Origin of the sequence: Paracoccus aerodenitrificans (assembly GCF_027913215.1) — a bacterium.
Lineage (GTDB): Bacteria > Pseudomonadota > Alphaproteobacteria > Rhodobacterales > Rhodobacteraceae > Paracoccus > Paracoccus aerodenitrificans.
Window position 1 is genome coordinate 718,033 of sequence record NZ_CP115784.1, and the last position, 12,980, is coordinate 731,012.

11 protein-coding genes are annotated in these 12,980 nt (G+C 61.3%); 7 read left to right on the forward strand and 4 right to left on the reverse strand.

The window, feature by feature from the left end; all coding sequences use genetic code 11:
* The first annotated feature begins 10 nt into the window (after positions 1-10).
* From PAE61_RS04900 to PAE61_RS04925, 6 genes are read left to right on the forward strand one after another with little or no spacing between them, the layout of a single operon-like run.
* Positions 11-799, forward strand: coding sequence for an IclR family transcriptional regulator (locus tag PAE61_RS04900; RefSeq protein ID WP_271114258.1), 789 nt, complete (start codon positions 11-13; stop codon positions 797-799).
* On the forward strand, positions 796-2,004 hold the full coding sequence (locus PAE61_RS04905; RefSeq protein WP_271114259.1) for a M24 family metallopeptidase: 1,209 nt from the start codon (positions 796-798) through the stop codon (positions 2,002-2,004). The genes PAE61_RS04900 and PAE61_RS04905 overlap by 4 nt, the downstream gene beginning before the upstream one ends.
* Complete coding sequence (locus PAE61_RS04910) at positions 2,001-3,284, forward strand: pyridoxal-phosphate dependent enzyme (protein WP_271114260.1); 1,284 nt, start codon at positions 2,001-2,003, stop codon at positions 3,282-3,284. Before PAE61_RS04905 ends, PAE61_RS04910 begins: the two co-directional genes overlap by 4 nt.
* A gap of 31 nt (positions 3,285-3,315) precedes the next feature.
* A complete protein-coding gene (locus PAE61_RS04915; protein WP_271114261.1) occupies positions 3,316-4,281 on the forward strand; it encodes a Bug family tripartite tricarboxylate transporter substrate binding protein in 966 nt (321 codons plus the stop codon).
* Positions 4,278-4,712 (forward strand): tripartite tricarboxylate transporter TctB family protein, encoded by a 435-nt coding sequence (locus tag PAE61_RS04920; RefSeq protein WP_271114262.1) that lies wholly within the window; start codon positions 4,278-4,280, stop codon positions 4,710-4,712. The genes PAE61_RS04915 and PAE61_RS04920 overlap by 4 nt, the downstream gene beginning before the upstream one ends.
* Positions 4,713-4,714: 2 nt before the next feature.
* On the forward strand, positions 4,715-6,223 hold the full coding sequence (locus tag PAE61_RS04925; protein WP_271114263.1) for a tripartite tricarboxylate transporter permease: 1,509 nt from the start codon (positions 4,715-4,717) through the stop codon (positions 6,221-6,223).
* A 36-nt stretch (positions 6,224-6,259) separates the two neighbouring features.
* Here PAE61_RS04925 and PAE61_RS04930 read toward each other — a convergent pair whose 3' ends face one another.
* The 3 genes from PAE61_RS04930 to PAE61_RS04940 form a co-directional block, all read right to left on the reverse strand.
* Positions 6,260-7,273 carry a PLP-dependent cysteine synthase family protein gene (locus PAE61_RS04930; protein WP_271114264.1) on the reverse strand — a complete coding sequence of 338 codons (1,014 nt, stop codon included), beginning with the start codon at positions 7,271-7,273 and terminating at the stop codon, positions 6,260-6,262.
* Complete coding sequence (locus tag PAE61_RS04935; RefSeq protein ID WP_271114265.1) at positions 7,270-8,169, reverse strand: GHMP family kinase ATP-binding protein; 900 nt, start codon at positions 8,167-8,169, stop codon at positions 7,270-7,272. The genes PAE61_RS04930 and PAE61_RS04935 overlap by 4 nt, the downstream gene beginning before the upstream one ends.
* A gap of 160 nt (positions 8,170-8,329) precedes the next feature.
* Positions 8,330-10,705, reverse strand: a complete 2,376-nt coding sequence (locus tag PAE61_RS04940; RefSeq protein ID WP_271114266.1) for a thiamine pyrophosphate-binding protein — start codon at positions 10,703-10,705, stop codon at positions 8,330-8,332.
* Between the two features lie 121 nt (positions 10,706-10,826).
* Here PAE61_RS04940 and PAE61_RS04945 point away from each other — a divergent pair, with 121 nt between their 5' ends.
* The gene (locus PAE61_RS04945; RefSeq protein ID WP_271114267.1) at positions 10,827-11,294 is read left to right on the forward strand and encodes an Lrp/AsnC family transcriptional regulator; all 468 of its coding nucleotides are present in this window, start codon (positions 10,827-10,829) and stop codon (positions 11,292-11,294) included.
* A gap of 404 nt (positions 11,295-11,698) precedes the next feature.
* Here the strand turns inward: PAE61_RS04945 and PAE61_RS04950 are convergent, their stop codons facing one another.
* Positions 11,699-12,889, reverse strand: a complete 1,191-nt coding sequence (locus PAE61_RS04950) for an IS701 family transposase (protein WP_271114268.1) — start codon at positions 12,887-12,889, stop codon at positions 11,699-11,701.
* Between the last annotated feature and the right edge of the window lie 91 nt (positions 12,890-12,980).

A 12,980-nucleotide genomic window follows, 5' to 3' on the forward strand; every position in this document is an offset into this window, starting at 1 on the left:
AGGAACAATTATGTCGGGTAGCCTATCTCTTAATCGTGGCCTGATGGTGCTTGAAGAGCTCAACGCATCGGTAGAGCCGCTCGGTGTTCGTGAATTGGCACGGCGCGTGGAGCTGAGCGCCCCGGCGATCCAGAGGATCCTCAACACCCTCGGTGAGTTCGGCTATGTCGAACAGGACTGTGAAACCCGCCGCTATCATTTGGGCTATGGTGTGTTGGCCCTGGCACAGCGTCTCCTCGGAAGGGACAGGCTGATCGAGCTGGCGCAGCCCGAGCTGCAGTTCCTGGCGTCGAAAGGCCATTTCAATGCTTTCCTCGGAGTTCGCCGGGGCTCTCTGGGCCTGTATCTTCGTGCCGTACAGAGCGACAGCCCGGTCGTGATCCGCTCCGCGCCGGGCGAGACCATGAAGCTCCACGCCACCGCGCTTGGGAAGGCTCTTCTGATGGGCATGCCGGACGAGGCTTTGGCCGAATTTCTGAAGGAACTGCCACTTGAGAAGTTGACGCCCCGGACGGTCGTCGATGCCGGGCGATTGGCCGAACAGGTTCGCGCCGCGCGAAAGATCGGCTACAGCACCTCCCTCGACGAAAACATTGTCGGCGTGATCTCCATCGCCGCCCCGATCCGTGACGTAGACGAGGCGGTCGTGGCTGCGGTCAGCGTTGCTTATCCGCGTGGCGTGGGGCCGCAGGTCGAAATCGCCGAAACAGGTGAGCTGGTCATGGCAGCCGCCAAGCGCATTTCCGCGCTTCTGGGTCGCGCTGTTCCAGAAAATAATGATCCGGAGGGCGCGCGGTGAAATCTGATCGCATTCTTCTCAACGTCGAGCGTCTGCACGAGCAACTGCAACACGAGAGGCTCGACGCCATCGTGGGAACCGCACCAGAAAATGTAACCTATATGAGCGGTTTTTGGGCGCTGTCGCAATGGATCCGTCGCGGGCCGCAAGCTTACGTGCTCTGGCCTGCTCCCGGCAAGGGTGAGCCGGAGATTATTACCAGCACATCCACTCTGGACCTCGTCGCTGATCAGAGTGTTTGGATTTCAAAAGTACGCAGCTTCGGCGCTTTCCATGTCGATCAGCATAGCAAAGTCCGGCTGACGTCATCTTCCGAAGCCTTTGCCTCGCTTTTGAAAGTGCCGAACCAGGCGGATTCTCTTTCTGCCCTTGTCGCGGCCCTGCAGAGCGCCGGAATTCGTCGCGGTCGTGTCGGCATCGATGAGATCGGCCTGATGCCCGGACAGTTCGAAACGCTCGCTGACCGGATGCCGGAGATTGAATTCGTTCCTGCCGCTTCCCTCTTGCGGAATGTCAGGAGGATCAAGACAGCCGAGGAAGTCTTTCGGCTTTCCAGAATCGCGAAAATTACCGAGCGCTCGATTGAGGCAGCGCTGGCGGTTGCCAGCACAGGCGTAACGGAGGCAGAGCTTGGACGGGCGTTTCATTCGAAGACGGTTCAGGACGACGCACTCCCGGTCCTTGGGTGCATCGGTTTTGGTGAAAGAAGCGCCTTGCCGAATGTTCTGCCGTCGCAGCGGAAGCTGCAGGAAGGTGACGTCATTCGGTTCGACGTCGGTGGTCGATATCAGCATTATCGCGCGGATATTGCCCGTATTGCAGCCTTTGGAGATCCCGGGCCCGAAGTTCGGCGCTATCACGCCGCGCTGCTTGCTGGCATCCAGCGGGCCTATGAGGTCATTCGACCTGGCGCCCGTGTTGCCGATATTTTCGATGCGGTGGTTGAGACCGTGCGCCGCGAGGGCATTGGGCATTACCAGCGCAGTCATGTCGGTCACGGGATCGGCCTTGATGGGTATGACGCTCCAAGCCTTACGGCGGCGAGCACAGAAATCCTTGAAGCGGGAATGGTCCTGTGCGTCGAGACGCCTTATTACGAATTGGGTCGATGGGGCCTGCAAGTCGAAGACATGATCGTCGTTCGGCCCGACGGTGTCGAAAGTTTGATGACGACTGGCGGCGATCTGATCGAGGTCGCGCCATGACCGGATGCCTTGAATATTCATGTCTTCGCTGCGGTCTGCGCCAAGCTGACGATATCCCAATTGACTCGCGTGGCTGCAGGGCCTGTCGTCCGGAGGCCCCATCAAATCTGAGGCTGGTTCCGCCGGGCGGCAGGAGCGGCGCGATAGCCGCAGGTGTGCGGGCGTCGTCCCTTCCCTCGCTGTGGCGCTACGCTGACAGATTGCCCTGCAGCAGCGAGGACGCCGTTTCTCTGGGCGAGGGGTTGACGCCACTGATCGGCGCCAATCGCATTGGCACCCGCCTTGGAATTCAGCGTCTTCTCATAAAGGACGAGAGCCGGAACCCGACGTGGTCCCACAAGGACCGTTTTTCGACAGTGGCGGTGTCGATGGCGAAGCGTCGAGGCGCGTCGATTCTCGCCACAGCCTCATCAGGTAATGCGGGGGCTTCTCTTGCTGCCTACGCAGCCAGGGCCGGTCTCAGATGTATCGTGGCGACATTCGCGGGTGGCCCCGCGCCGATGCTGACGCAGATCAGGAAGGCAGGGGGTATCATCGTTCCCTTCGCGCAGAAGCCTGACAGGTGGGAGTTCATCGCGAGCGGTGTGGAAAGGCATGGATGGTTCGCAACCTCGCCTTTCCAGGCGCCTGTCGTCGGCAGCCATCCACTGGGCATAGAGGGCTATAGGACAATCGCCTATGAAATTGCAGAGCAGTCCGACGGAAAAATGCCGGATTGGTGCGTTCTTCCGGTCTGTTACGGCGATGCCTTGGCTGGCATGTGGTGGGGCTTTGAGGAGCTCTTTGCTGAGAGATTGATTGATCGTTTGCCGCGCCTTGTTGCGGCCGAAATTCATGGGTCGCTGATGACGGCCTTAGCCATGACGAGCGATCGCCTGCCGAATATGCCAGCGAAAGCTCCGTCACTCGCGCTTTCGATTGGGGCGACGCAAAGTACCTTTCAGGCACTACAGGTACTTCGCCAATCGGACGGAAAGGCTGTCGCCGTTGGTGGTGCGGATCTCATCGCATGGCAGGAGATGTTGGCGGCCGAAGAGGGGGTTTTTGCGGAACTGGCCTCAGTGACACCCTTTGCGGCGATTGCTGCCATGCGGGAGAATGGGCTGATGAAGGCCGACGCAAGCGTTGTCGCCATCGTCACTGCATCGGGCCTGAAGGATATCGACCTGTCCATGCGCATGGACACAGTTGTCGAGCCCTTCAGATCGGTTCGCGATGCCTGGAATGCACTGCCCCTGGCCGCCGGACCAGATGAACAGACGGCGCGGCAGCAAGTTTGAATTCGACCAAAATCGATAGTGGGAGGTAAAGATGGAAATGAATCGACGCAGCATGCTCTCCGGGCTCGCGGTGACTGGAATATTGCCGCGCGTCGCATGGGCCAAGGCCGATGGCTATCCGGCGAGAGATCCAGAAATCATCGTGGGTTTTTCTGCTGGCGGTGCAGGCGACTTGGCGGCGCGCGTCGTTGCCAAATACGCCCAGTCAAGTCGGGGTGTGCCTGCAACTCTCGATTTCCGACCCGGAGCCGGCGGTACGATTGCCAGCGACCAGGTCGCGCGCGGTGCAAAGGACGGGTCCATGCTGGCGCTGTTCTCTGTCAGCCCGTTCATGGTCGCACCCCATATTCAGGATGTGGCTTACGATCCCGAAACGGCATTCACCTACATCGCGGCTTTTGCAGGTATCTCGATCCCGCTCTTCGTGCGCAGTGACAGCCCATATGAAAAATGGGATCAATTGCTCGATTATGCCCGCGCAAATCCGGGCAAGCTGCGTTGGGCGACTGCCGCGCCGCGCGGGCTGGCGCATATCGCGACCGAGGCGGCTTTTCGCGAAGAGGGCGTGGCGGCGACCTATGTTCCTTTCGGGGGTGGGGCCGAGGCCGTAGCGGCGCTGTTGGGTGGCCATATCGATGCCGTGGTCGCCTCGGGCTATGGTCCCTATCTCGAAGCAGGATCTGTCAGACTGTTGATCGAGACGGGGCCGGACCCGATTGCGGAACAACCCGATCTGCCAACTTTCAAATCACGGGGCTATCCGCTTGCGATTCCCGCTGCTTATGGGTTGGTCGGTCCGGCAGGGTTGTCGCCAGAGATCGTAGCCTGGTGGGAGAACCTGATCCTCGAAATGACGAAGGCACCGGAATATGGTGATTTCCTGACAAGTCTGCATGGTCATGCGCTTTACCAGAGCAGTGCGGATTTCACCCAAAATGTGCTGCAAGGGTATCGCAGTATCGGGGAACAGATCGATCAGCTGGGACTGCGCCCGTGACCGCGGTTCGTTTCGTATCCGCAGTCATGGTGGGGCTGGGCTTGGTGGCGGCAATCATCGCCTGGCATCTCGGTGTCTGGTCGGCCGGCCAGCCGGGTCCTGGGCTTTTCCCTGCCATTGCCGGATTGTTGCTGGCGGGCACGTCGATTGTCTGCATGGCAACTGCGGGCGAGGTTGCGGAAGAGGAAGAGCCCGTCGATAGACGGCGGTTGCTGCAATACGGCATGGCGATTGTCGCCTTCGGACTCGCCATGCAAATCCTGGGTGCGGTGATCGCCACCTTCGGCCTCATCTTCGGTGTGCTGCGCTTTATCGAGCACCGATCATGGCTGAACGCTGCGGTCGTGGCAGCCGTCCTGGCGATCCTTTCCTGGGCGATTTTCCGGCATCTGCTCGGCGTGCCCCTGCCAACAGGTCTTCTGGAGTTCTGACATTGGACAGTATTGCTAATCTTCTCAGCGGGCTGTGGATCGTTCTGCAACCCGACAACCTCGCCATTGCCTTCGTCGGGGCCGTTCTGGGAACCGCGATCGGCATTCTGCCTGGACTTGGACCGACGGCGACGATCAGTCTGCTGCTGCCGGTGTCGATCATGCTTGATCCCACGGCGGCAGTCATCCTGCTCGCGGGCATCTATTATGGCTCGCTCTATGGCGGGTCGACGGCTTCGATCCTGCTGCGGGTGCCGGGCGAGGCCGCCAGCGTCGTCAGTTGCTTTGACGGCTATCCGATGGCGCAATCGGGGCGGGCTGGTGTCGCCCTCGGGATCACCGCCTTTGCAAGCTTCTTCGCGGGGATCGTTGTCACTTTTGCAATTGCCCTTGTCGGCCCAACTTTTGCTTCGGCGGCTTTGGTGTTTGGACCTGTGGAAAAGACGGCATTGGTTGTTTTCGGGCTGACATTGGCTGCCAATATCGGGGAAGGCCCGCGTATCCGGGCCTGGGTGATGGTGGCCTTGGGGCTGCTGCTCTCGACAGTCGGTGTGGATCTTGTCTCGGGCGAAGAACGGTTCACATTCGGCGTGCCATCGCTGCGCGACGGTCTCCATGTCGCCGTGCTGGCCATGGGCATGTTCGGCGTCAGCGAGGTTTTGCTTCTGGCCGAGCGCAAGCGGGATTTCACGCCAGCTCTTTCAACAAGCTACAACCTACGGGATCTCATGCCGGATCGTGAAGACTGGCGGAAATCGAGCATGCCGATGGCGCGCGGGACGGTGCTGGGCTTCGTTCTCGGGTTGTTGCCTGGAGGAGGCGCGCTGATTGCCAGTTTCGCAAGCTATGTCATGGAAAAGCGCCTTTCCAAACATCCCGAGAGCTTCGGCAAGGGCGCCATCGAAGGCCTCGCAGGTCCGGAAAGCGCCAATAACGCAGCGGCGCAGTCCAGCTTCATTCCCCTGCTTTGCCTCGGCATACCTGCCAATGCGGTGATTGGCGTCATCATGGGCGGCTTGCTGATGCAGGGCGTGGTGCCCGGACCGCGGCTGATGTTTGATCACCCAGAGCTTTTCTGGGGCGTTATCGCCAGCATGTTGATCGGCAACGCAATGCTGATCATCCTCAACGTGCCGCTGATCAGGGTCTTCGTGCTTCTGCTGCGCATTCCGCCGGCGATGATGGCCCCCGCCATCCTGATCTTCTGCGTGATCGGAGCGTTCTCGATCAGCAACAGCATGTTTGATGTCGGGATCGTGATCATTTGCGGCTTCCTGTCCTACGGGTTGCGCAAAAGCGGCTTCGACCTCGCCCCGCTGCTTCTGGCATTCCTCCTGGGCACTTTGCTCGAGCAAAACCTGCGGCAGGGACTGATCCTCGGTTTCGGCAGTCCGGTTCTCTTTGTGACGAGCCCGATCAGTCTGGTATTCCTTGTCATCGCCGCTTTGACGATGACATTGCCGGTGCTCGGCAGGTTGTTGGCAACGCGAACGGGCAATGCAGCCTCATAAGAAAAGCGCCGGGGATCGACCTGCAAGGATCATGCGTCAGGTGTCCTCAGTCGATCCCCGGCACCAGGCAAGTCGCGTCCAGGCCTCTTCACCTCGCGGTTCGATCCGTTCAAGCGTTTCAGGCCCTGACGGAACCGGCAGCGGCCAGCCCTGTTGTAGGGCGAGCCAGTGATCGTCATAGACAGTTGCCTGATATCGATGGCCTTCGTCGGGCAGGATGACGAGGGTCTTCTTTTCCGGATTGGTTTGCGCATACCAACCGGCGACCAGGGCGGCCGCGCCGCTGGTTGGTCCTGCATAGACAGCATGATCGCGATAAAGCTGCCGCGTTGCTGCGAAGGCGGGCAGGGCGCCTACCCAATGCACCTCATCAATCATGTTCTGCCATAGGTTTGCTGGTCGAATGGAGTTACCCATGCCTCGCAGCAGGCGCGGGCCGGGGACATGTCCGAAGAGCGAACTGCGATGCGTATCGACCGCGATCATGGTAAGCTGTGGAAACATCTCGCGCAGGAAGCCGCCGGTCCCACACAGGGATCCCCCGGACCCGACGCAGCCGATCAGGCAATCGACCTGACCGAACCTATCCAGAATCCATTCGGTCAGCCTTCCATAGGCTTGCCTGTTGTGGGGATTGTCATATTGATGCGGCCAGAAGGCAGTCGGCATCTGCCGGCGCATCTCCTGAAGGGCGTTCACCCGCTCTATCTGCGCGCCTGTTTTTCCCGGATCGCCGACGATATTCACCGTCGCGCCCAATGACGTCAGCCGCCGGAGCATCACGTCGTCAATCAGGCTGTCCGCGCTGACGAGGTTCAGCTTATAACCTCTGATCGCCGAGAGCATGGCCAGTGCCAGCCCCAACGTTCCGGAAGTTGTTTCGATGATGTGCCCGCCCTGCTTCAGCAGGCCCTCATCGACGGCACGATCCAGCATGAAACGTGCCGGCAAGAGTTTCATCAGCGGAAAGAATGCGGCGAAGAGATTTCGGCGCAGTTGGACCGGTCGCGGCATTTCATAGGCGGCCAGGAAATTCGCGGCGTGTTTCATGATAGAAAATCCAACTCGGCATTAACAGCGAATGCGGTGATCTTCCGCCTGCCGGTTTCTTGAAGGGCATCCATGAACGGCAGGATTTCAGCTTCGAGCCCGCGCTGCGTGGCATCGAACAGCGCCCCAACGAGCGTCCCGCTATGAGATACCTGAACGCCGCAGGCGCCGTGTGCTTCGGCCAGCTGGACAAACTCATGGAATTGCGGCTTCGGAAGGTGGCGCTGACTGATCAATGCGCTGCAACTTGCCAGTTTGCCCAACAGGCGCGGGTCCTGATACAGGACGGCGCGGCGGGCCGCGCCGCGAAGGGCGCGAAACATCTCGATCTCGAACGTGCTGTATCTGGCTCGGGGGAGTGCCAGGGTATCGATGGGCGCACACAGGGCGCGAATGCCAATGACGATGAGCGGCGGAAGTTCTCCGCCGAGATGTTCTATGGCCCGACCCTCGCGTTGGGCGAAGAGCACGGTCTGATCTTCATAGGCGATGGCGTCGCTTGCGCCCTCTGCCTCCGACGCTAGCCTGCAAATTGTGTCACTCCGCAGGGTCGTGCCAGCGGCATCGGCGACCGCCCGTATCGCTGCCACAACGTCCGCGGTGGATGAGCCGTATCCGTGACCGACTGGAATGCTGTTTTCGATGGTTAAATCTCCGCCAGCCTGCGCAAGTCCGAGATGGGTCAGGGCGAGTTTGGCGGCGCGGGCGGCTTTTGTTCGGTTCTCCGGACGCGTTGAGATTGTGCCGTCAGGCCTGGGCCAGAAGGTCGCCACGGAGTCTTCACGCGCCATGGGCAGCGTCATCAGCCCGCGATGCAGTCGTCCGTCGGAGCCCTCGAACACGCCTTGCAAAAGCTCGCCATGATGACCTGTTGCGCGGCCCGTACCGATCCGCAAGGGGCGCTCAGCGTCGAAGGGCAGAGGCGGCTTTTCTTCCGATGTTACTGTTGAGGCGCTCTTTGGCATTGGCTCATCCCTCCGCGACCGATGCAGGATCGGTCAAGGATGCTAGCCGGGCGTATCGGCCGTCACTCGCAAGATATGGCGAGGTACGTGATTATGCCCAGACCGGCACCATTGCTGGGCCATCCGTCATTTCGGCGACTGCTGCGACGACACCGGCCGTGTCGATGCCGTGGTGGCGGTAGAGATCGGCGATGGTGCCGGTCTGGCCGAAGCTGTCGACGCCAAGGGCGATGCTGCGATGGCCAGCAACGCCCCCGAGCCAGGACAGGGTGGCGGGGTGGCCGTCGATCACAGTTACGAAGCTGGCATGGCGGGGCAGCGACCCCAGCAGCGTTTCGGCGTGGCTGGCGGCGCGTTGGCCCCGCCGACGCAGGCGTTGCGCGGCGGTCCAGCCGGCATGCAGCCGGTCAGCCGAAGTGACGGCCAGCACCGCGACGTCGCGGCGGTGTTCGGCGATCAGGCCGGCGGCGGCGATGGCCTCGGGCGCGACGGCGCCCTGATAGGCGATGACAACTTCGCAATTCGGGCCGGGATTGCGCAGCCAATAGGCGCCGTCGATGGCCCCCTGCGCGGCATCCGGCGGCAGCATCGCCTGCTCAATGGGCCGCGTTGTCAGGCGCAGATAGACCGCGCCGCCTTTGTCATCGGTCAGCGAGGTACGGGGATCGGGCGTGCCCGCGCCTTCACGCTGCATGTAGTCAAAGGACCAGCCCATGATCGCAGCCAGTTCTTCGGCGAAAGCAGGCTCGAAACTGGCCAGCCCGTCCTGCGCCATGCCGATCAGCGGGGTCGAGATTGACTGATGCGCGCCGCCTTCGGGGGCCAGCGTGACGCCGGACGGCGTGCCCGCGATCAGAAACCGCGCGCCCTGATAGCAGGCATAATTCAGTGCATCGAGGCCCCGGCAGACAAAGGGGTCATAGACCGTGCCGACCGGGATCAGCCGCTTGCCGAACAGCGGACCCGACAGACCGGCGGCGGCCAGTTGCAGAAACAGGTTCATCTCGGCGATGCCCAGTTCGATATGCTGGCCCTCGGGTGAGAAATCCCATTTCGCGGTCGAGGGGATCCTGTGTTCGCGGAACAAGTCGGTGCGCGGGCGCCGCGCCCACAGCTTGCGCCGGTTGACCCATGCGCCAAGCCCGGTCGTGCCGGTCACATCGGGCGACATGGTGACGATCCGCTGCGCCAGATCGCTGTCGCCGCGCGCCAGATCGTCCAGGATCTTGCCAAAGGCTGTCTGCGTGGACTGCTCGGCCCCGGCGGGCGCTGGCAGCGCCGGCACCGTCAGGGCAGGCGTCTGATGGCGGCGTGGGCCGGCGGCGAAAAACGGCACCCGGCCCAGAAAATCACGCAGTGCGGCGGGGTCGGGGGCAGTGGCGAAGGGTTCCCATTCCTGACCCTCGGGCACGCCCATATGCGCCTGCCAGTCCTGCATCTGCGCCTTGGTCATCAGCCCGCCGTGATTGTCCTTATGCCCGGCAATCGGCGTGCCCCAGCCCTTAACCGTATAGGCCAGAAAGCAGACCGGGCGGTCATGGTCGATGGCTGCAAACTGCGCCGCCATCGTCTCGACGCAATTGCCGCCGAGGTTCTCCATCAGCGCGGCCAGGTCTGCATCGCTGCGCGCCTCGATCAGCGCCGAAACATCACCCTGATCGCCCAGATCGTCCATCAGCCGCTTGCGCCATTCGGCCCCGCCGCTGAAGGTCAGCGCGGAATAGAGCTGGTTCGGGCAGGCGTCGATCCACTCGCGCAGCCGTTCGCCGCCCGGCTCGGCAAAGGCGGCCTGCTGCAACACGCCGTATTTGACCCGCACCACCTCCCAGCCAAAGGCCTGAAACAGCCTTTCGATCCGGTTCCACAGCCCTTCACGCACCACCCCGTCCAGCGATTGCCGGTTATAATCGATGATCCACCAGACATTCCTCAGATCATGCTTCCAGCCCTCTTGCAGGCATTCATGGATATTACCCTCATCCATCTCGGCATCACCCATCAGCGCGATCATCCGCCCCGCGCGCAGATCGCTGCCCCAAGGCTTACCGGCGATGTAATCCTGCACCATCGAAGCGAAAGAGGTGATGGCCACGCCCAAGCCCACCGAGCCGGTCGAGAAATCGACATCATCCACATCCTTGGTCCGGCTGGGATAGCTTTGCACCCCGCCATAGCCGCGGAAATTCTGCATCTTGGCCCGGTCCAGATTGCCCATCAGATACTGCATCGCGTGAAAGACAGGCCCGGCATGGGGCTTGACGGCCACCCGATCCTCGGGCCGCAGCGCGGTGAAATAGATCGCCGTCATGATCGACACCATCGAGGCGCTCGACGCCTGATGCCCGCCGATCTTGATGCCCTCGGTCTTGGGGCGCAGATGGTTGGCGTTGTGGATCATCCAATGCGACAGCCACAGCAGGCGTTGTTCGATGGTCTTCAGATGGGCGCTGGCGATTGTGTCGGTCATTGTGAAATTTCCCAAGGATTGCCCGCGCAGGATAAATAGCGACGGCGCAGCTTGTCCTCGCGTTCTGCGCGCGAATGCGGCAGGCTGGCGCAGGAAATCTGCCTAAAAGAGGGGGTTCGTGGTGGTAACCGCCAATCTTGATGAATTCGACCTGCGAATCCTGCGTCTCCTACGCGAGCAGGGCAGGATGCCGTTGCAGGAACTGGCTGATCGTGTCGGTCTCAGTCCCACGCCGGTGGGCCGCCGCGTCCGCCATCTGGAAGAGGCGGGGATCATCGCCGGCTATGCCGCGCTGATCGACGAGGCGGCACTGGGGTTTCCGGTATCGGTCTTTGTTTCGGTGAAACTCGACCGGCAGGTCGACCGCGATCTGGCCGAGTTCGAAACCGCCATCCAGAACTTTCCCGAGGTCGTGGATTGCTGGCTGATGACCGGCAACCGGGACTATCTGCTGCGCGTGGCAACGGACGGACTGGCGGGATTCGAGGATTTCCTGATCCGCCGCCTGACGAAACTGTCCTGCGTTGCCAATATTGAAAGCTCGATCCCGATTAGGAGAGTCAAGGCGGGCATATGTCGTGGGCCATGAGGGGCAGAGGATCTGCAAGGATCTCACGTGTATTTGCCGTTTACTTTGGAATCGTAGATGGGCTGGCCATGAAGTCCAGCGACTGAGAGATGGAGACGAGTTGGGTAGCGACCTTCTTTCGTAGTCCCCGGCGATTTCCGAACGCCGCCGCTCGCCCGAGGCAAAGCCCAGCATCAGCACGGCCTGGTCACGTACCCCCCCGGACACTGTCATCGCAGGTCTCTAGTACTACAGTTGCGCATTGATGCGCAACTTCCGATGTGCGATGGCAGCGATCGCTTGATGTTCTCGTCGCCATCGTGACCAGTCCCAGACAAAGGCGACGGTCAATATCGGGCGCAGCAGGAGGCGGGCGATCAGGTAGCGAATTTCCGCTGTGGTCAACGTGTTTCGGAGCCGTTTGACTATGCTGCTGCCGGTTGGCTCCGCGGACTCGTTTTGTTCGGTTTGCTGAAGGCCGTGCGGCGCTGATCAGCGCTGAGGCGTGCGAGGAGCGCGGCGGCGGCCATCACCAGGCTCATATGTCGATGCCAACCGTGCCAAGAGCGCGCCTCGCAATGATCGAGCCCGAGATCATCTTTGGCGCGCAGGAAGCATTCCTCGATGGTCCAGCGCAGTCCGGCGGCGGCGGCCAGTTCCGGCAGTGTTGCATCGGTGTGGGCATAAGCCAGGTAATACGCAATGTTCTCCGGGTCACGCAGGCTTCGACGAGCCAGCAACCACCGGGAAAAACCTTCTGCGGCCGTATAGTTGAGCGGCACCCTGGCCCAGTCATGCAGCCTGTGCCCCTTGGTGCCTTCGCCTGCGCTGAGCGCCTGCCAATCCTCGGGCGACAACTCTGCGATCATTGTCGCGGGGTCGGTCTGAACCAGGTGCCATTCATCAAGAAACCGCAGGTGGTGTGTCGAGCGCACGGCCAGAACATAGGGCTGGTCCCGCGCCTCCAGCATCCTGCGGAACCGGAAATCGGACCCGTAGACCGCATCGGCCAGTACGAAAGCACAAGGCGTTCCCTCGTCCAGCAGGTTTGCTATCATGTCGCAGGCCATAGCGGGCTTAGTGGCGAAAGACATCTCTTTGGGCACATGCGCCTTGGCACGGCGGTCAGGATCATCGGCCCAGGCCTTGGGAAGATAAAGCCGTCGATCGATCAACGCATGGCCCCAGCGGCTGGCATAGCTTGCGAACACACCGATCTGGCAGTTCTCGATCCGCCCTGCGGTGCCGGAATACTGCCGTGCAACGCCGGCGGAGTGTGTACCCTTCTTCAGAAATCCAGTCTCATCCACGACCAGTACACCATCCGGATCGCCAAGCGCCTCAATCGCATACCTCCGAACCCGCTCGCAGAGCGTATCTGCTGACCAGGAGGATCGGCCCAGCAAAGACTGAATCCGATAGGGCCGCGCCAACCCAGCTTCTTCCGCCAGCATCCAGCCCGTCTTGCGTTCCGCTCCAGACAGCAGGCCATCAAGAAACACGCCCGCGGAGGCGCGTTGCTCAGAACGTTTGAACGCAGGGGCGATGAGCTCCTTCAAACCGGCAAGCGCATGCGACCAATCTGAAACACTGCCCGCCCAATCCGCAACAGACATGACAATCCCTCCCAATCCCAGAGAAAGATGAACCAGAAACGCAAGGCAAATGCAACTGTAGTACTAGGTCGTGTTGACAAAAGGGATTCCC